Raw genomic sequence first — 19,532 nt, forward strand, 5'->3', positions numbered from 1 at the left:
ACCAAGGAGAACACTCCCATGACCCTCGCCTCCCCACGTCCGGCCGCCGGCCAGGCCTTCGAGATCCGTCCCTTCGGCAACCTGGGGGCCGAGATCCTCGGCATCGATCTGGCTCAGCCGCTCAATGCCGACGACTTCGCCCGCGTCCATCGCGCCCACCTGGACCACCATGTGGTGGTGTTCCGCGACCAGCGCATCTCCCCCGCGGAGCAGATCGCCTTCAGCCGCCGCTTCGGCGAGTTGCAGATCCATGTCCTCAAGCAATTCCACCTGGCCGGCCATCCGGAGATCCTCATCGTTTCCAACATCGTCGAAGACGGCCAGCCCATCGGCCTCGGCGATGCCGGCAAGTTCTGGCACTCGGATCTTTCCTACAAGGAGCTGCCGAGCCTGGGTTCCATGCTGCATGCCCAGGAGTTGCCGGAGGAGGGCGGCGATACCCTTTTCGCCAACATGCACCTGGCCTACGACACCCTGCCGGCGGCGCTGAAGCGCCAGGTCGAGGGTCTCCAGGCCGAGCATTCCTACACCGCCACCTATGCCAAACCCAAGTTCGAGGGCAACTGGCGGCCGACCCTGACCGCCGCGCAACTGGCCGAGGTCAAGGCGGTTGTGCATCCGGTGGTGCGCACCCATCCGGAAAACGGCCGCAAGGCCCTGTTCGTCAGCGAGGGCTTCACCACCCACATCGTCGGCCTGCCGGAAGACGAGAGTCGCGAGCTGCTGGCCGAGCTGCATGCCCACAGCATCAAGCCCGAGCACCTCTATCGCCACCAGTGGCAACCCCACGACCTGGTGTTCTGGGACAACCGCTCGCTGCTGCACCTGGCGGCCGGCTGCCCCAATCATCTGCGGCGCAAGCTGTATCGCACGACCATCCAGGGCGATGCGCCTTTTTGAAAGCTTGCTCAAAGTCTGCTGCGCGTCGGCCAAACCGCGTTGAAAAGCCCGTCGGAATGCTCATTTACCACACGTAAATTCCGCTTCCTCCGGCCTTTTCGCCTCGTTTGGCTCTAGCTCGCAAAACTTTGAGCAACCTTTAAATACCGGAGACGACCATGAAGGCCCCTCTCGCTTCCCGTCCGCACCTGACCCTGGCGCAGACCCAGCCGCTGCTGCAGGTGCAGGATCTCGACCTCGAATACCGCACCCGCGAGCGCCGGGTGCGGGCTACCCACCAGGTGTCCTTCGAGGTGCATGGCGCCGACCGTTTCGTGCTGCTCGGGCCGTCCGGCTGCGGCAAGTCCAGTCTGCTCAAGTCGGTGGCGGGTTTTCTGCCGCCGCTGCACGGCGAGATCCGCCTGGATGGCCAGCCGATCAAGGGGCCGGGAGCGGATCGCATCGTGGTGTTCCAGGAATTCGACCAGTTGCCGCCGTGGAAGACGGTGCTGGAGAACACCATGTTCCCGCTGCTCGCCAGTCGCCAGGCCAGTCGTGGCGAGGCGCGCGAGCGGGCGCTGCATTACCTCGACAAGGTCGGTCTGACGCGCTTCGTCGATGCCTATCCGCATCATCTTTCCGGCGGCATGAAGCAGCGGGTGGCCATCGCCCGCGCCCTGGCCATGCAGCCCAAGATCCTGCTGATGGACGAACCCTTCGCTGCGCTGGATGCCCTGACCCGGCGCAAGATGCAGGAAGAATTGCTGGCGCTCTGGGACGAGGTGCGCTTCACCCTGCTGTTCGTCACCCACTCCATCGAAGAGGCGCTGGTGGTGGGCAATCGCATCCTGCTGCTGTCGCCCCATCCGGGCCGGGTCCGCGCGGAACTCAACTGCCACCAGTTCGGCCTCGAAGACTTCGGCGGCGCCGAATTCCAAAGTACCGCGCTGCGCATCCACAGCCTGCTGTTCCCCGACGACGTTCAGCCCCTGCCACCGGAGGTCGCCGACGAGCGCCTGCGCCTGCAGCAGGCCATCGTCCAGGGCCGCATTTCCTACTAGTTTCGAGGTAGACCCATGACTCGACAGCCCCCGGTGCGGGCCGAATACCAACGCGACCTCGCGCCCCTCGACGACCTGCCGCTGGCGGTCGAGCTGCCCCTGGCGACGCGCCTGTGGAGCCAGGCCTGGCTACGCAAGCTGGTGATCCTGGCGATCCTGATACTGGCCTGGGAAGTGGCCGCCCGCTGGCAGGGCAACGACCTGCTGCTACCCAGTTTCCTGCAGACCGCCGCGGCCTTCTGGGATGGCCTGGTGACTGGCGAGTTGCCGGCCAAGGTCGCCGTTTCCCTCGGCACCCTGCTCAAGGGCTATCTGCTGGGCGTGGTCCTGGCCCTGGCATTGAGCGCCCTGGCCGTCTCCACCCAGTTCGGTCGCGACCTGCTCGGCACCCTGACCTCGATGTTCAATCCGCTGCCGGCCATCGCCCTGCTGCCCCTGGCGCTGCTCTGGTTCGGCCTCGGCGAGAACAGCCTGGTGTTCGTGCTGGTGCATTCGGTGCTCTGGCCCATGGCGCTCAACACCTACTCGGGCTTTCTCGGCGTTTCCGACACCCTGCGCATGGCGGGGCGCAACTACGGCCTCAAGGGGCTGAGGTACGTCGGGCTGATCCTCATCCCGGCGGCGCTGCCGGCCATCGTCTCGGGCCTGAAGATCGGCTGGGCTTTCGCCTGGCGCACCCTGATCGCCGCCGAGCTGGTATTCGGTGCCTCCAGCGGCAAGGGCGGCCTGGGCTGGTACATCTTCCAGAATCGCAACGAGCTCTACACCGACCGTGTCTTCGCCGGTCTCGCCGCGGTGATCATCATCGGCCTGCTGGTGGAGGGCCTGGTGTTCGCCACCCTGGAACGGCTGACGGTGAAGAAGTGGGGCATGCAGCGGTAGGGTTTTCCCCGGCCTGTTGGGCTTCGCTGCGCTCAACCCAACCTACGGGATAGCACCGTAGGTTGGGTTGAGACGGCTCCACCGTTGAAGGGCAACAGACCACCGGATCTGCCCCGGGACCAACACTTCTCAACGTTAGCTCGGACCGCCCCCTCTCCCCCTGGGAGAGGGCTGGGGTGAGGGCGCCCTTCGCAGCGAACTCCACCAGTGGAAAAGGCTGCGCCGTTTTCCACGTTACGGTGCTCAGCCCAACCTAGGGAACACTCTGTAGGTTGGGCTGAGACGGCTCTTCCGTCGAAGCCCAACAATGCACGGGCTTTGGCCGGGAAGCAGCGGATCTAGACCTTCGCTAGGACCACTCCCTCTCCCCCTGGGAGAGGGCTGGGGTGAGGGCGCCATTCGCAGCGAACTCCCCCAGCGGAAAAGGCTGCGCCGTTTTCCACGCTACAGCACCACCGCGGTCACGATATAAAGCCCTGAGCTATCTGCATTAAATGCGCAAGATAAATAAAACTCGAATTAGGATATGCGTATAAGGAATTTCCTTCTTATGCCCTGGCTGCCTAAGGTGAACCCGAGCCAACGTCTTCCCGGAAGGCGTCCCCTTTACCTCGGCACGGGATTCACCACCATGAGCGTTCAGTTCCTCGGCATGATCGGCCATCGCCTCACCTCGGAGATCATCGCCCCCTCTGGTCCCATCTTCGACAAGGGCTATGTCACCCGCTTCGCCCAGGCCCACGAGCAGGCCGGCTTCGATCGCATCCTGGTGGGCTACTGGTCCGATCAGCCCGACGGCTTCCTGGTCACCGCCCTGGCCGGGCAGGCGACGCAGACGCTCAAGTTCCTGCTGGCCCACCGGCCCGGTTTCGTCGCCCCGACCCTGGCGGCGCGCAAGCTGGCGACCCTCGACCATCTGCTCGACGGCCGCCTGGCGGTGCACATCATCAGCGGCGGCAGCGACGGCGAGCAGCGCAAGGACGGTGACTGGCTCGATCATGACCAGCGCTACGCCCGCACCGAGGAATTCCTCGACGTGGTGCGCCAGGAGTGGACCAGCACCCAGCCCTTCGACCACGAGGGCGAGCACTACCGGGTGGCGAATGGCTTCTCCGCCATCAAGCCGCTGCAGCAGCCGAGCCTGCCGGTCTATTTCGGCGGCTCCTCGCCAGCCGCCCTGCGGGTGGCCGGCAAGCACGCCGATGTCTTCGCGCTCTGGGGGGAGTCCCTGGCCCAGACCCGCGAGACCATCGCGGCGGTCCGCGCCGAGGCGGCGCGCCATGGCCGCACCCCCCGCTTCAACGTCTCCTTCCGGGTGATCCTCGGCGATACCGAGGACGCTGCCTGGGCCAAGGCCGAGGCCATTCGCCAACAGGCCAGGGCGCGCCTGGCCGCAGAAGGCGCCGTGCATCCGGCCAAGCCGGAAGCGGTCGGGGCCCAGCGCCTGCGCGATACCGTGGCCCTGGGCGATCGCGTGGATCGCCGACTTTGGACCGGTATCGCCGCCCTGGTCGGTGGCGGGCACAACTCCACCGCCCTGGTGGGCACCGCCGAGCAGGTGGCGGATGCCTTGCTGGACTACTACGACCTGGGCGTGGACAGCTTCCTGATCCGCGGCTTCGATCCGCTCAACGACGCTGTCGAATACGGTCGCGAGCTGATCCCCCTGACGCGTGAGAAGGTCGCCGCGCGCCTGGCCGGCGCCCGTCGCACCGGCTGAAGTCTGCTGACCCACCCACCGCGCGACCGTACCCACGGAGCGCTCCCGATACCTTCGAGGAGACGCCTTCGTGATCAAGGGATTGCTATTCGCCGCCGGCCTGCTGGCCGGCACCTCCGCCAGCCTGGCCCAGGCGGTCACCCTCACCATCGGTGACCAGTTCTACTACAGCAGTACCCTGCTGGAGCAGGCCGGCGAGATGAAGGATCTGCCGTACCAGATCCAGTGGAAGAGATTCAACGCCGGGGGGCCGGTGGTGGAAGCGCTCAATGTCGGCTCCATCGACCTGGGCATCGTCGGCGACACCCCGGTGATCGCCCTGGCCGCGCGCGGGGGACCGGTCAAGGTGGTGGCGGTGACCCGCAACCGCCCCGACGGCACCGCCATCGTGGTCGGCAAGGATTCGCCGATCAAGACGGTGGCGGACCTGGCCGGCAAGCGCGTGGCCATCTGGAAGGGCTCCTGGAGCCAGCAACTGGTCTATTCGGCGCTGGAACAGGCCGGACTGCCCAGCGACGCCCCGCGCTACAGCTACCTGATGCCCACCGAGGCCGTGGCCGCCCTGAGCCAGGGCACCCTGGACGCCACCGCCACCTGGGAGCCCTATGTCAGCATGGTGGAACGCCAGGGCGGACGGGTGCTGGTCACCGCCAAGGACCTGATGCCAGCGCCGGTCTATGTGGTGGCCAACACCCAGCACCTGGAGGAGAACCGCGCCGCCATCGGCGATTTCGTCGCCCGCCTGCAACGCGCCCGTAGCTGGGCGCGGGACCACGTCGACGTCTATGCCCAGGCCTGGGCCAGGCGCAACAACTCCGATCCGGCCATCGCCGAACGCTGGTTCCGGCGCGACGCCACCTGGGTCGAACCAATCAGCGCCCAGACCCTGAGCGATGGCCAGAAGACCGCCGACTTCCTGGTCAAGGCCGGGGTGCTGCCGCAGCCCTATGACGTCAAGTCGCTCTATGACCAGAGTTTCAATCGCTACCTGCAAGCGCCCCGGGAGGCCAGCCGATGAGTCGCCACCTGCACCTCGCCGGCTTCCTGCTGGCCGGTCCCGTCGTCCATAGCCACGCCGTCTGGCGCCACCCCGAGACCCAGGGTGATTTCCTCGACCCGGCCTACTACGTCCGCGCGGCCAAGGCGCTGGAGGAGGGGCTGTTCGACTTCCTGTTCTTCGCCGACCGCCTGGCCGTGGGCGACCAGCTCGGCGGCTCACGGGAGACCGCCCTGCGCCTGGGCGCCCAGGACGCCACCCGACTCGATCCGCTGCCGCTGTTGTCCTATTTGGTGGCCCACACCCGCCACCTCGGGCTGGGTTGCACCCGCTCCACCACCTACTATGAACCCGCCCATGTCGCCCGGGCCTTCGCCACCCTCGATCACCTGTCCCACGGGCGCGCCGCCTGGAACATCGTCACCTCGATGAACGACAGCGAGGGCCGGCTGTTCGGCAAGGCGCGCCACCTGGAACACGACCTGCGCTACGACCGCGCCGATGAATTCGTCGAGGTGGCCGTCAAGCTGTGGCGCAGTTGGGGACCCGCGGCGCTGCGCCTGGATCGGGACGCCGGCGTGCTGGCCGATCCCGCGCAGGTGCGCGCCCTCGATCACCAGGGCGACTGGTTCCGCGTGGAAGGCCCGCTCAATATTCCGCGCAGTCCTCAGGGGCGCCCGGTGCTGATCCAGGCCGGTTCCAGCGGCCGCGGCCGGCGCTTCGGCGCGCGCTGGGCCGAGGCCATCTTCACCATCCAGCCGAATCTCGCCGCCATGCGCGCCTTTCGCGACGACGTCCGCCGCCAGGTGCGGGAGCAGGGACGGTCGCCGGATGGCTGCAAGATCCTCACCTCGGTCATGCCCTTCATCGGCGGCAGCGAAGCCGAGGCGCGCGCCAAGCAGGAAAGACACAACGCCCTGGCGCAACCGGAGGTGGGGCTGATCACCCTCTGCTCACAGCTCAATATCGACCTGTCGCGCTTCACCCTGGACACCACCCTGGGCGAGGTGGCCGAAGTCGGCGACCTGCCGCCGGCCGCCGCCGAAAAGCTGCTGGCGCTGGGGCCGCGCATCACGCTGGCCGAACTGGGTCGCAGCTACGCCGCCAGCGTCCGGGTGCCGCAGCTGGTGGGTACCGCTGCCCAGATCGCCGACCAGTTGGCCGAGTGGTTCGAGGCCGGCGGCTGCGACGGCTTCGTGATTTCCCCCGGTTACCTGCCGGGTTCCTTCGTCGAATTCAGCGAGAGCGTGGTGCCGCATTTGCAGCGTCGCGGGCTGTTCCGGCGCCAGTACCAGGGTTCGACCCTGAGAGATCACCTGGGCCTCGGCCCCCTGGAGGACTAGATGAGCACGATCGAGGATGTCGCTGGCTGGCTGACACTGGCCCGCGAGATCGGCGCGGAATTCGCCGCGAGGGTGGTGGCCGACGAACGCGGGCGCATTCGTCCCGACGCCCAGCTGCAACGACTCAAGGACAGCGGCCTGACCAACCTGGTCATACCCGTGCGGCTCGGGGGTGCCGGCCAGCCCTGGTCGCTGGCCATGCGGGTGCTGCGCGAGATCGCCGCCGGCGACGGCTCGGTCGGCCTGCTCTTTGGCTATCACCTGCTCAATACCGTGAACCTGCGCCGCGAACCCCAGCCGCGGCGCGATCGGCTGCTGGCGGAGATCGCCGAGGGACGGCTGTGGCTGGCCGGGGTGGTCAATCCACGCGACGACGACATCCTCGCCACGCCGAGCCCTGGCGGCGGTTTTCGCCTGACCGGGCGCAAGGGCTTCTGCAGTGGCGCCGCCTTTGCCGATCGACTCACCATCAGTGCCCGTGACCGGGAGAGCGGTGCACGCCTGATGGTCACCCTGCCGGCGGACCGGCCCGGATTAGCCTACGCCGGTGACTGGGACCATTTCGGCGTGGCCCGCAGCGACAGCGGCAGCTTCACCCTTGACGACGTCTGGGCCAGCGCGGAGGAGGTCCAGGTCTGCGACCTGGAAGACGCTGGCGATTTCGCCGCGGTCATCCGCACCCCGGTCAACCAGTCGGCCTTCACCCAATACTACCTGGGCGCCGCCCAGGGCGCGCTGCGCGAGGCGCGGCGCTATCTGCATGCAGAAGCGCGACCCTATCTGCATGCAGAAGCGCGACCCTGGGTGCATTCCCTGGCCGCCAGCGCCAGCGAGGACCCACTGGTGCTGAGCCAGATGGGCGAACTCTGGATCGCCCTGCAGGGCGCCGTGGCCCTCGCCGATGTGGCGGCGCGGCGGGTGGATCACCTGCTCGAGGCCGATGCCACCTTTACCGCCGACCTGCGCGGCGAGACGGCCATCGCCGTGGCCAGCGCCAAGGTGCTGGCTGCCCGTACCGCCCTGGACGTCACCACCCGGGTATTCGATGCCCTGGGTGCCCGCGCCACCCACAACCGCCTCGGTCTGGATCGCTTCTGGCGCGATGTGCGCACCCACAGCCTGCACGACCCCCTGGCCTACAAGGTGCTGGAGGTCGGGCGCTATGCGGTAAGTGGTCAGTACCCCGCGATCCGCGCCTATACCTGACTAAAGCCGGCCTGCTCTGGATTCACCCACTGGCTGGCGCAACGCTGAACCCAAAACAGGCGTGGGGGCTTGCGTTATGCTTGAGGCGCATGTCCAGCAACGGGAAGTCAGACGCCTCCTCATGAAGACCGACGATATCGCAGCCTTTGTCGCGGTGCTCCGCAGCGGCTCCCTCAACGCCGCTGCCCTGTCCCTGGGCCTTACCCAGCCAGCCATCACCCGCCGGCTGCAGAGCCTGGAACAGGATCTGGGTGTCGAGTTGCTCGACCGCCACACCAAGCCGCTCAAGCCGACCCGCCTGGGTCAGGAGGTCTACGGCCACTGCCGCGCCATCCTGCGCGAGATGGACGCCCTGCGCGAGCGAGTGGCAGGCGATGCCCCGCCGTCCGGGCTGTTGCGCCTGGGCGTGCCCCAGACCCTGGGCGATGCGCTGTTGCTGCAGGCGGTACGGGAGATCCGCGCCCGCTATCCGGCGTTGCGCCCCCAGGTGGCGACGGGCTGGGGCAGTGTGCTGGTCAGCCGTATCGAGCATGGCGAGCTGGACGGCGCCCTGGTGCTGTTTCCGGCCAACAAGGTGTTTCCCGACAACGTCGAGGCCCAGGCCTTGGGCACCATGCCGCTGCAGGTGGTCTGCGCCCGCGACCAGGCGCCGGCAAAGGGGCAGCGGCTGGCCGAAATCCAGGGCCAGGGCTGGGTACTCAACCCCGACGGCTGTGGCTTTCGCGCCAGCCTGCAACGGACCCTGGCCGAGCAGGGCCAGGCGCTGCGCATCAACTTGGAAACCTATGGCACCGAACTCCAGCTCGGCCTGGTGGCGGACGGCCAGGGCCTTGGCCTGGTCCCGGCACCGCTGCTGGCCCACAGCGCCCACCGCGAACGCCTGGCGGTGATCCCACTGAAGGACTTCAAGCCGGAAATCCAGCTGTGGCTGATCCACCCGCGCTTTCTCGGACCGCTGCAGGAGGTGGTCGAGGGATTCGGGCGGGATGCACAAGGCTTGCTAAAGGGCTGAGCGCACTCACTCGATAGCGGAGCCGATGCAGCGAGCGAATATCCGTTCCAATGCACGGTAGTCGCAGTGGACGGCGGCGATGTTGGCAGCTATCCATTCATCGCGCGCCACAGGTGACCAATCGATCTGGTAGCCCGCATTGATGATGAGGTGCTCGAACAGCAGGCGCTGGGCACGACCGTTGCCGTCGCGGAAAGGGTGCACCATGTTCAAATCGCCGTAGAATTCGGCGCTCAGCGTGATCAGGACGTCACGGGATTGCCCCTCGAACCAGTTTTCCGCCTGCAGTTTGGCAAACAGCTTGTTGGCCTCGGGCACCAGCCGGTGCACTGTACAAAAGCGTGTGCTGTCCTTGGCAATATCAAGGGTGCGCAGTTCACCAGCCCAGGAGTAGATATCCTGGAACAGCAGTCGATGCAATTGGCACAGATAGTCAAGATTGTAGGGCGGTAACTCGAACGTCAACTTGCTGGCCGCGAGGCGAGAGAGATCGCGCTCAGCTGCCGCCAGTAGCTCGTCATCCCTGATATCGAGCAGGTTGCGTAAGGTTGTGGTGCCGGGACAGCAGTACGGATCCTGGCCGGCTCCGTACTTATCGATCATCGCACCTGGCTCAGACGTCGGTAGTGCGCAAGAAGGGCTTGCTTATCTAGCCCCACGGTTTCCGGGTCGTCGGATTTCAGGTCGAAGCCTTCCAGTTTCAAGCTGGCTGCATAGTTAGCCTGACGCACGCGTACAAAATAGCGGCGCTTGCTATCCAGATTGGGCTGGGACATGAGGATACCTCTCACAGGTTACTTCCAAGTTTAGCGGAAAAAGCCTGCACGTTATCAGCCAGAGCGTCCTCGTGGACTCTGGCTGCTCGAATCCAGGTGGCGCGAACGGTCATCCTGGAAGTGAGAGGTCGCCCCGGTCGCAGCGACCGGGGCGCAGGCCATCAAGTCGCCGGCTTCGCCAGGAACTCCCGCAGCACGTAGTGCAGGATGCCACCGGCCTTGAAGTAGTTCACCTCGTTGAGCGTATCGATGCGGCACAGCACCTCGACGCTTTCCAGGCTGCCATCTTCACGGGTGACTTCCAGGGTCAGCGGCATGCGAGGCCGCAACTCGACACCGTCGATGCCCAGCACGGCGATCTTTTCCTTGCCGGTCAGCCCCAGGGACTTGCGGTCCACGCCATCCTTGAACTGCAGCGGCAGCACGCCCATGCCCACCAGGTTGGAGCGGTGGATGCGCTCGAAGCTCTCGGCGACCACGGCCTTGACGCCCAGCAGGTTGGTGCCCTTGGCTGCCCAGTCACGGGAGGAACCGGTGCCGTATTCCTTGCCGGCGATGATCACCAGCGCGGTGTTTTCCAGCTCGTACTTCATCGCCGCGTCATAGATCGACAGCTTTTCGCCAGTGGGGACGTGGTAGGTGTTGCCGCCTTCCTCACCGCCCAGCATCTCGTTCTTGATGCGGATGTTGGCGAAGGTGCCTCGCATCATGACTTCGTGGTTGCCACGGCGCGAGCCGTAGGAGTTGAAGTCGGCATAGTCCACGCCATGCTCGGCCAGGTAGCGGCCGGCGGGGCTGTCCTTCTTGATGTTGCCGGCAGGGGAGATGTGGTCGGTGGTGACCGAATCGCCCAGCAGCGCCAGGATGCGGGCATCGTGGATGTCGGCGATGCGCGGCGGATCGCCGGCTATGGTCTCGAAGAAGGGCGGATTCTGGATGTAGGTGGAGTCGGCATCCCAGACATAGGTCTCGGCGTCCGGCACCTGGATCGCCTGCCACTTCTCGTCACCGTCGAATACGGCGCCGTATTGCTTGTGGAACATGGCGGTGTCGAGCTTCTGCACGGCGTCCGCCACTTCCTGCTGAGTGGGCCAGACGTCTTTCAGATAGACAGGCTGACCGTCGTTACCCATGCCCAGCGGCTCCTGGGTCAGATCGACCTTGACGCTGCCGGCCAGGGCATAGGCCACCACCAGCGGCGGCGAGGCCAGCCAGTTGGTCTTGACCAGCGGATGCACCCGGCCTTCGAAGTTGCGGTTGCCGGAAAGCACTGAGGCGACCGTGAGGTCGGCGTCCTGGATGGCCTTTTCGATCGGATCGAGCAGCGGACCGGAGTTACCGATGCAGGTGGTGCAACCGTAGCCGACCAGGTCGAAGCCGAGGTCGTTGAGATAGGGCGTGAGGCCGGCGGCGTTGTAGTAGTCGGTCACTACCTTGGAGCCGGGGGCGAGGGACGACTTGACCCAGGGCTTGCGCATCAGGCCTTTCTCGGCGGCCTTCTTCGCCAGCAGACCGGCAGCCATCATGACGCTGGGGTTGGAGGTGTTGGTGCAGGAGGTGATGGCGGCGATGACCACGGCGCCGTCTTCCAGCTGGAAGGTCTCGCCGTTCACCTGGACCTCGACGCTGCTACCGGCCTCGACGGCTTCGGCTTTCTTCGGCGCCAGGGCGGTGAAGTCGCCGAAGGCCTTGGCCACCTCGCCGAGCAGCACCCGATCCTGGGGCCGCTTGGGGCCGGCCAGGCTGGACTGGACTTCGCCCATGTCCAGCTCGAGCACATCGGTGAACAGCGGCTCGTCGCCGGGATTGCGCCACAGGCCCTGGGCCTGGGTGTAGGCTTCCACCAGTTGCACGGTCTCCTCGGGCCGCCCGGACAGGCGCAGGTAGTCCAGGGTGATCTGGTCCACCGGGAAGAAACCGCAGGTGGCGCCGTACTCCGGCGCCATGTTGCCAATGGTGGCGCGGTCGGCCAGGGGCAGGGTGGCCAGGCCATCGCCGAAGAATTCGACGAACTTGCCCACCACGCCCTTCTTGCGCAGCATCTGGGTCACGGTCAGCACCAGGTCGGTGGCGGTGATGCCCTCGCGTAGCTTGCCGGTGAGCTTGAAGCCCACCACCTCGGGGATCAGCATGGACACCGGCTGGCCGAGCATGGCCGCCTCGGCCTCGATGCCGCCCACGCCCCAACCCAGCACGCCCAGGCCATTGATCATGGTGGTGTGGGAGTCGGTACCGACCAGGGTGTCGGGGAAGGCATAGGTGCGGCCGTCCTCGTCCTTGGTCCAGACGGTGCGGCCCAGGTACTCCAGGTTGACCTGGTGGCAGATACCGGTGCCCGGCGGGACCACGCGGAAGTTGTCGAAGGCGTTCTGGCCCCAGCGCAGGAAGGCATAGCGCTCGCCATTACGCTCCATCTCGATCTCGACGTTCTCGTGGTAGGCGTTTTCGCTGGCGTAGCGATCCACCATTACGGAGTGGTCGATCACCAGGTCGACGGGAGAAAGCGGATTGATCCGCTGCGGATCGCCACCGGCCTTGGCCACGGCTTCGCGCATGGCGGCCAGGTCGACCACTGCCGGTACGCCGGTGAAGTCCTGCATCAGCACCCGCGCCGGCCGGTACTGGATCTCGCGATTGGCGGAGCGGGTCTTGGTCCAGTCGGCCAGGGCCTGGAGGTCCTCGCCGGTAACGGTCTGGTTGTCTTCCCAGCGCAGCAGGTTCTCCAGCAGCACCTTGAGGGATTTGGGCAGCTTGTCGAGATTGCCCAGGGTCTGGGCCGCGTCGGGCAGGCTGTAATAGTGGTAGGTGCGCTCACCGACCTGCAGGGTCTTGAGGCTTTTGAGGCTGTCCAGGGCTGGCATCAGGGGTCTCCTTATCGACGCTTCGACGGTTGCCCGCTGGCCGTACGAGCCTCGAAACGTGAAGGAGACCCGTACCAGCGCTGGGCGGACTGATTTTTCTAGGTGTAGTACTGGACCGATAGGCGCCGCTGGCGTTCCCCAGCGGGCGCGCTGGGGTATAGTGCGCGCCCTGCGTGACCCCTTGAGGAAGCCCCGTCGTGAATACCCTGTTGCTGCTGTGCCGTACCGGATTCGAAGGCGAGGTCTGCGCCGAGCTCGGCGAGCGGGCGGCGCTGCTCGGCGTGGCCGGTTATGCCAAGGGCAAGCCGGGTGCGGCCTATGCCGAATTCGTCTGTGGCGACGCCGAGGGTGCCGCCCGGTTGATGCAGAACATCACCTTCGCCGAGCTGATCTTTCCCCGTCAGTGGTCCCGTGGCGCCTTTCTCAGCCTGCCCGAGCAGGACCGCATCGGCCCGCTGCTGGAGCTGCTGGCGGGCTATCCCGTCTGCGGCAGTCTGGCCCTGGAGATGCCCGACACCAACGATGGCAAGGCGCTCTCCACCTTCTGCAAGAAATTCGAGCGTCCCCTGACCCTGGCGCTGCGCAAGGCCGGCCGCCTGGTGGATGATGCCCGGGCGCCACGGCTGCAGCTGACCTTTCTCAGCGGGCGCGAGGTTTTCGTCGGCGTGGTCGAACCGGGCAACGCCGCGCTCTGGCCCATGGGCATCCCGCGGCTGAGGTTTCCCCGCGAGGCGCCCAGTCGTTCGACCCTCAAGCTGGAAGAGGCCTGGCACCACTTCATCCCGCGTGCCGATTGGGAAACCCGCCTGTCCTCCGAGATGCGCGCCGTCGATCTGGGCGCCGCCCCGGGTGGCTGGACCTGGCAGCTGGTGGCCCGCGAGATGTTGGTGACGGCGGTGGACAACGGCCCCATGAACGAGGCGCTGATGGATACCGGCCTCGTCGAGCACCTGCAGGTCGACGGCTACGCCTTCGTGCCCAAGCGCCCGGTGGACTGGATGGTCTGCGACATCGTCGAGAAGCCCGCGCGCACCGCGGCGCTGATCGAACGCTGGATCGGCGAGGGCCACTGCCGCGAGGCGGTGGTCAATCTCAAGCTGCCGATGAAGCAGCGCTATCGCGAAGTGGCCGGCATCCTCGAACGCCTGCACGCCCATTTCGCCGATCGCGGTCAGCGGGTCGCCATCGGCTGCAAGCAGCTCTACCACGACCGCGAGGAAGTGACCTGTCATCTGCGCCGCCTGGATCGGAAACCCTAGGCCGCCATCAGGCTCTGAATGCAGATCGCTGTAACCGTTCTATCCCTGGAGACCCCATGACCCTCGAAGCCGATGCCACCCTCGACGCCAGCGGGCTGAACTGCCCGGAGCCGGTGATGATGCTGCACAACAAGGTGCGCGACATCGCCCCCGGCGCCCTGCTCAAGGTCATCGCCACCGATCCCTCCACCCAGCGCGACATCCCCAAGTTCTGCGTCTTCCTGGGCCATGAACTGGTGGAAAAGAGCGAAGGGGAAGGGCGTTATCTGTACTGGATTCGCAAGAAGGTGGAGTGAGGGTCGCGCGAAAGCTCGCTTTGCTATTGTGATTCGGTTCACAATCAGTGATCTAGCAAGCAAGGAAGCCTTTTATGAAAGCCGGGATGCTGGGTGTTGTCTCGCTCATTCTCGCGGGGTGCACGTCGGTACAGGTCCAGCCCGTCGCCGTACGCCCGGACTTGGTATGTATCCAGGAGAATCCTGCGGTTTGGGTGAAAGACTTTCTCCCCGTGGTCCGGGCCGGCTTTGCTCGGCACAGGGTGCCTACCGAAAGCTATACGCAGGTGCCACGCGAGTGCCCATACGTTCTTGAATACACTGCGCGGCAAACCTGGGACGGCGTACCTTACTTATCAGCTGCCGAGCTGACCCTGCGTGACGCCAGTGGGCGCCTGTTGGGTCAGGCTGACTATCACCTGCGGGGTAAGGGCGGTTTCTCCCTTATGAAGTGGCAGGGGACCGCAACAAAGATCAATCCGGTGGTAGATGAGCTCTTGGGTCAGATGCGTCCCGCACCTGTAATCAGGCCGATCACGACTGCTGTCCCGACCTCCGCACCTGCCGGGCTGACCTTTGAAGACGAATTGGCTGAGCTTCAGGCAAAAAACCTCAGCTATCAGGACTACAGCAATCAGTACCGTGCGCTTCGGCAGCGCTATGGTCTCGATCGCTGACTTCAATGTCGAGCCCGTAATGTTGGGCTTCGCCTGCGCTCAACCCACCTAAGATGCACCGCCGCGCGGGCCGGGCTTTCGCAGGTTGGGTTGAGACGGCTCCATCGTCGAAGCCCAACGGACCGATGCCAAGGGAGTCGTAGCGTGGAAAACCGCGCAGCGTTTTCCACTGCGTGGTCTCGCGTCCGCGGACAAGGCTGCGCCGTTGTCCACGCTACGCTCAGGCGCTTGCGGCTGCTCTGACCACCCCTACCAGATGCTCCCCCAGCCGCCGATGCTGGTCCGCCTCGAAATGCACGCCGTCCACCGGACTCACCTGGATGATTTCGCCCGCATCGACAAAGGCCGCGCCCTGGGCGTCGGCGACCTGGCGATAACGTGCGGCCAATTGGCGGGATTTGACCGCACCGCCGGCGAAGATCTCGCCGAGAAAGCCCACTTCCTCGATGGGCGCCGGCGCCATGACAATCAGCCTGGGCGTGCCGCCGTTCGGGCCGGCATTGCAGCGCCTGATCTCTTCCAGCAGCACCTGCAACGCACTGGCGATGTCCGCGGGCGTCACCGACAGCCGCGCCTTGAGATCGTTGGTCCCGAGCATCAGCAGCAGGACGTCCACCGGCAGCTGACTCTCCAGGCAGGGTCGAAGATAGGTGAGCCCGTTCTTGTGGTGGCCGTCGATAGGATCGTCATGCACCGTGGTCCGTGCCGGCAGGCCTTCCTCGATTACCCGCCAGTCGCTGCCCAGGCCGCGGGCCAGTACGCCGGGCCAGCGTTCGTCCCAGCCGAAGCGTTCGAGCACGCCGGGCTGGGTCAGGGGGCGGGTGCCGTGGGTGTTGGAGTCGCCATAGCAGAGCAGGGTACGCAGGGGCATGTCGGGGACCTCGCCAGGACAGAGTAACGTCCACCCTAGAGGCTTTTCCGTAGCGCCGCGAGAACCGACGGTCGTGGCAGCGACCTCAGCCTTCGCTCGGCGCTTCGTTCCCCCGGGCCGCCTGATCCAGCGGCGAGCCGCCTACCTCGTAGCGCACGTTCATGCGCGGCGAGGCCAACTCGATGCCGGCGTCGTCCAGGTAGCGCTTGAGCCTGAGGTTGAAGGCCCGCGACACCTCCCACTGCTTGATCGGCGCGGTCTTGAAGCGGAATCTCAGGATCGCCATGCCGGAATCGAAGCTCTCCACCCCCTGCAGCTCCAGCGGCGACCAGATGTCTCGGCCGATGAAGGGATCCTGGCGCAGTGTGCGACCCACTTCCTGGACCATCTCGATGGCCTTGTCCACCGACAGCGCCTGGGGAATCGGCAGGCGGAAGATGGCGTAGCCGAATTGCCGCGAGTAGTTCTGGATGCTCTTGATCTCGCTGAAGGGGATGGTGTGGACGATGCCATCGATATCCCTCAGTCGCACGGTGCGGATGGTCAGGCCCTCGACGGTGCCCAGGTGATTGCCGACGTCGACGTAGTCGCCGATGGCCAGGGAGTCCTCGATGATGATGAACAGCCCTGTGATGAGGTCGGCCACCAGGCTCTGGGCGCCGAAGCCCACCGCCAGGCCGATGACGCCGGCACCGGCCAGCAGCGGGGTGACGTTCACGCCCATGTTGGCCAGGGCGACGATCAGGGCGATGACGAAGATGGTCAGGAACAGCACGTTGCGGATCAGCGGCAACATGGTCTGGGCGCGGGCATTGTTCGGGCTGACGCGATGCAGATTGAGGCCGCGGTGGATGGCGGTGTCGGCCAGGATCCACACCAGCCAGGCCAGCAACAGGGTGCCACCCAGGCCAAAGAACTTGCTGGCGACCGCATGGCCGTCGCCCTGGCTGAATCTCAGCAGCGAGAGATTCCAGGCGCGCAGGGCCAGCTCGATCCCCACCAGCCAGATGACGATGCCCAGCACCAGCACGAAGAAGGCCCGCAGCCGTTCGGCATAGGCCTCCTGGATGCGGCCGTGCGGTCGCCGGCGCAGCAGCCGCGCCCGCACCAGAGCGTTGAGGCCCAGGGCGGCGCCCATGGTCACGGCGAACAGCAGCGCCCGGCGCAGGGCGTCGCTGGTATCGCCGGCGGAGACGAAGGTGGCCACCACCGAGACCGCCACCAGGATCAGCAGCGGCAGGTGCCAGAGGCGGGCGATCAGATGGCGCACGCCCTGCAGACCGTGCAGCGCCTGACGCTTGGCCAGCGGCTGATTGCGGATCAGGTGGGCGATGGGCCGGCGGAATCTCAGGGCGAACTGGGCGGTGAGCAGCGCCGCGCAGATGTTGGCGCCGATGGCGATGACCGCCGCCAAATGTGGCCCCAGGGTCTCGGCCAGGTGCGGATCGCTGGCAGCGCCACCCAGGGCCGCCAGGCTGCCGATGATCCATAGCGGGCGAAAGGCGCGGCGGCGCAGGATCAACAGCGCCCGGCTGCGATGGGCGCCGCTGGGCAGGGAGCAGATCACCACCACCGTTGCCGCGAACAGCGGGCCGATGACGGCGGCATAGGCCAGGGTGACGGCGACGGTCTTGCCCAGGGAGTCCGGCATCCACAGGGATACCAGCAGGGTGATGACGAACGCCAGCAGCCAGGGTGCCAGCTTGCGCAGGGCGAAACGCACCAGGTCCAGGGTCCGCGGTCTGAGCGGGAGCTCCTCGGAGAGCCTGAACCTGATGCGCAGCCGATGACTGATGCTTTTCAGGCCCAGGGCGCAACCGGCCCAAAAGGCCAGGGTGATGACGAAACCTGACAGCAGGTTGAGGCGCTGCTCGGGCGCCGGCGCCAGGGCGGCCAGCTCGGCGCCCGCCTGGTCCAGCTGGTACTGCCAGCGCTCGCGCAGGTTGTCACGCTGCAGCTGCTGCTCGACCACCGTCATGGTGTCGGTGATCAACCCGATCACGCCCTGGGAGGCGCTGGGCTCGGCCTTGTTCTGCGCTGCCTGCAGCTTCTTGAGATCCGCCAGCAGACGGTTGCGCTGCTGCTCGCTTTCCAGGGTCTTGATCACCTGGTCCAGGGACGGGCCGAATTGCGGATCGACCTGATCCTTCTGGGCGCCCGGCAGCCCGGGGAGGGCAGCCTGGACCGGGCCGATGAGCAGGAAGCAGAGGCAAAACAGCTGTAGCAGGCGAAAGATCATCGAAGCCGCACGCTCGCGAAAGGGGGAAACGCCCGTCCTGAACGGCCTGGGGCCGTCCGACGAGAGGGGGTCAGTGTAGCAAGGGCTTGGCGCTGTGGATGCGTCGCCGGGCACTGCGCGCCAGCCGCACCGACAGCAGGATGGCCGCGCAGGTCAGTCCCAGTACCAGACCCTGCCAGAGGCCGGCCGGACCCCGCGGTGCCCCGAACCAGTCGCTCAGCCCCAGCGCCCAGCCCACCGGCAGGCCCACGCCCCAGTAGGCCAGCAGGGTGATGACCATGGTCGCGCGGGTGTCCTGGTAACCACGCAGGGCGCCCGCGGCGGTCACCTGGATGGCATCGGAGAACTGGAAGATGCCGGCGAACACCAGCAGCGAGGCCGCCAGCTGGATCACCGCCTGGTCCTGGGAATAGAGGCCGGCGATAGCCGTGCGCGCGGTCAGCATCAGGGTGCAGGAAACGCAGGCGCAGAGCAGCCCGGCGGCCATGCCGACCCCGGCGGAGAAGCGCGCCTCGCGCGGCTCACCGCGCCCCAGCGCCTGGCCGACCCGCACTGTCACCGCCATGCCCAGGGCCAGGGGCACCATGAACACCAGACCGGAGAAGTTGAGCGCCACCTGGTGCCCGGCGACCACTGTCGGACCCAGCTCGCCGATCAGCAGGGCCACCACGGAAAAGATGCTGGATTCGGCGAACACCGCAATGCCGATGGGCACGCCGATGGCCAGCAGGGCGCGCAGCGTTGGTCCGTGCGGTCGCTCGAAGCGGGCGAAAATGGCGCAGGCGCGATAGCGCTCGGTGCGGATGATCGCCAGCATGGCCAGCAGCATCGCCCACATCACCGTGCCCGAGGCGAAGCCGCACCCGGCGCCGCCCAGGGCTGGCAGGCCCAGGTGCCCATGGATGAAGATCCAGTTCAGCGGCACGTTCAGTGCCAGCCCGGCAAGGCCCACCAGCATCGCCGGCCGGGTACGCCCGAGGCCGTCGCTGAAGCAGCGCAGCACATAGTAGAAGGCCGTGGCGGGCAGGCCCATGGCGATGCCCTTGAGATAGAGCAGGGTCGGGCCGATCAGCTGGGCGTCGACATGCATGGCCACCAGCAGCGGTCGGGCATTGAGCAGCAGCAGGCTGGCGATAAGGCCACACCCCAGGGCCAGCCAGAGCGCCTGGCGCACCAGCGGACCGATCTCCTGGCTGCGCCCGCCGCCGTGGCGCTCAGCCACCTTGGGCGTGGTCGCCAGCAGGATGCCGGTCATCAGCAGGAACACCGGAATCCACACGGAGTTGCCCAGGGCGACGGCGGCGAGGTCCAGCGGGCCGACACGACCGGCCATGACGGCGTCGACGAAGCCCATGGCCGAATGGGAGAGCTGGGCGATGACGATGGGCGCGGCCAGGGAGAGCAGGGCGCCGGATTCACGTCTGATGCGGGGCAGGGAGGCGGTCACTTGATCGTTCGGTCAGCTTCGGGGCCG

17 protein-coding genes are annotated in these 19,532 nt (G+C 66.5%); 11 read left to right on the top strand and 6 right to left on the bottom strand.

Annotation, left to right across the window (positions count from 1 at the left end; genetic code table 11):
• Positions 1-18: 18 nt before the first annotated feature.
• From AABM56_RS09855 to AABM56_RS09890, 8 genes are all read left to right on the top strand, one after another.
• On the top strand, positions 19-900 hold the full coding sequence (locus AABM56_RS09855) for a TauD/TfdA family dioxygenase (protein ID WP_133859256.1): 882 nt from the start codon (positions 19-21) through the stop codon (positions 898-900).
• Positions 901-1,058: 158 nt separating this feature from the next.
• A complete protein-coding gene (locus tag AABM56_RS09860) occupies positions 1,059-1,940 on the top strand; it encodes an ABC transporter ATP-binding protein (RefSeq protein WP_133859255.1) in 882 nt (293 codons plus the stop codon).
• Positions 1,941-1,955: 15 nt separating this feature from the next.
• Positions 1,956-2,822, top strand: a complete 867-nt coding sequence (locus AABM56_RS09865; protein WP_133859254.1) for an ABC transporter permease — start codon at positions 1,956-1,958, stop codon at positions 2,820-2,822.
• Positions 2,823-3,453: 631 nt separating this feature from the next.
• A complete protein-coding gene (locus AABM56_RS09870; protein WP_133859253.1) occupies positions 3,454-4,542 on the top strand; it encodes an LLM class flavin-dependent oxidoreductase in 1,089 nt (362 codons plus the stop codon).
• A 70-nt stretch (positions 4,543-4,612) separates the two neighbouring features.
• Positions 4,613-5,560, top strand: a complete 948-nt coding sequence (locus AABM56_RS09875; RefSeq protein ID WP_347884056.1) for an ABC transporter substrate-binding protein — start codon at positions 4,613-4,615, stop codon at positions 5,558-5,560.
• Positions 5,557-6,882 (top strand): LLM class flavin-dependent oxidoreductase, encoded by a 1,326-nt coding sequence (locus AABM56_RS09880; RefSeq protein ID WP_133859251.1) that lies wholly within the window; start codon positions 5,557-5,559, stop codon positions 6,880-6,882. Before AABM56_RS09875 ends, AABM56_RS09880 begins: the two co-directional genes overlap by 4 nt.
• The gene (locus AABM56_RS09885) at positions 6,883-8,088 is read left to right on the top strand and encodes an acyl-CoA dehydrogenase family protein (protein WP_347884057.1); all 1,206 of its coding nucleotides are present in this window, start codon (positions 6,883-6,885) and stop codon (positions 8,086-8,088) included.
• Between the two features lie 121 nt (positions 8,089-8,209).
• Positions 8,210-9,100, top strand: coding sequence for a LysR family transcriptional regulator (locus tag AABM56_RS09890; RefSeq protein WP_133859249.1), 891 nt, complete (start codon positions 8,210-8,212; stop codon positions 9,098-9,100).
• 6 nt (positions 9,101-9,106) lie between these two features.
• Here AABM56_RS09890 and AABM56_RS09895 read toward each other — a convergent pair whose 3' ends face one another.
• From AABM56_RS09895 to acnA, 3 genes are all read right to left on the bottom strand, one after another.
• The gene (locus AABM56_RS09895) at positions 9,107-9,703 is read right to left on the bottom strand and encodes a putative adenosine monophosphate-protein transferase Fic (RefSeq protein WP_347884058.1); all 597 of its coding nucleotides are present in this window, start codon (positions 9,701-9,703) and stop codon (positions 9,107-9,109) included.
• Positions 9,700-9,876, bottom strand: a complete 177-nt coding sequence (locus tag AABM56_RS09900) for a YhfG family protein (protein ID WP_133859247.1) — start codon at positions 9,874-9,876, stop codon at positions 9,700-9,702. Before AABM56_RS09900 ends, AABM56_RS09895 begins: the two co-directional genes overlap by 4 nt.
• Before the next feature lie 161 nt (positions 9,877-10,037).
• Complete coding sequence (gene acnA, locus AABM56_RS09905) at positions 10,038-12,737, bottom strand: aconitate hydratase AcnA (RefSeq protein WP_133859246.1); 2,700 nt, start codon at positions 12,735-12,737, stop codon at positions 10,038-10,040.
• Between the two features lie 197 nt (positions 12,738-12,934).
• Between acnA and rlmM the strand changes: the two genes are divergently transcribed.
• The 3 genes from rlmM (at position 12,935) to AABM56_RS09920 (ending at position 14,948) form a co-directional block, all read left to right on the top strand.
• A complete protein-coding gene (rlmM, locus tag AABM56_RS09910) occupies positions 12,935-13,996 on the top strand; it encodes a 23S rRNA (cytidine(2498)-2'-O)-methyltransferase RlmM (RefSeq protein ID WP_133859245.1) in 1,062 nt (353 codons plus the stop codon).
• A gap of 56 nt (positions 13,997-14,052) precedes the next feature.
• Positions 14,053-14,292: a sulfurtransferase TusA gene (gene tusA, locus AABM56_RS09915; protein ID WP_027597771.1), complete on the top strand. Its 240-nt coding sequence runs from the start codon at positions 14,053-14,055 to the stop codon at positions 14,290-14,292.
• Between the two features lie 74 nt (positions 14,293-14,366).
• Entirely contained in the window at positions 14,367-14,948 is a 582-nt protein-coding gene (locus AABM56_RS09920) for an Sbal_3080 family lipoprotein (RefSeq protein WP_263258679.1), read from the top strand.
• 220 nt (positions 14,949-15,168) lie between these two features.
• Here AABM56_RS09920 and AABM56_RS09925 read toward each other — a convergent pair whose 3' ends face one another.
• From AABM56_RS09925 to AABM56_RS09935, 3 genes are all read right to left on the bottom strand, one after another.
• Positions 15,169-15,819: an SGNH/GDSL hydrolase family protein gene (locus AABM56_RS09925; RefSeq protein ID WP_133859244.1), complete on the bottom strand. Its 651-nt coding sequence runs from the start codon at positions 15,817-15,819 to the stop codon at positions 15,169-15,171.
• Positions 15,820-15,904: 85 nt separating this feature from the next.
• Positions 15,905-18,058, bottom strand: a complete 2,154-nt coding sequence (locus AABM56_RS09930; RefSeq protein ID WP_133859243.1) for a mechanosensitive ion channel family protein — start codon at positions 18,056-18,058, stop codon at positions 15,905-15,907.
• Between the two features lie 70 nt (positions 18,059-18,128).
• Complete coding sequence (locus AABM56_RS09935; RefSeq protein ID WP_347884059.1) at positions 18,129-19,505, bottom strand: MATE family efflux transporter; 1,377 nt, start codon at positions 19,503-19,505, stop codon at positions 18,129-18,131.
• Between the last annotated feature and the right edge of the window lie 27 nt (positions 19,506-19,532).

The organism is Pseudomonas aestiva (assembly GCF_039908605.1).
In the GTDB taxonomy this organism is placed as follows: domain Bacteria; phylum Pseudomonadota; class Gammaproteobacteria; order Pseudomonadales; family Pseudomonadaceae; genus Chryseomonas; species Chryseomonas aestiva.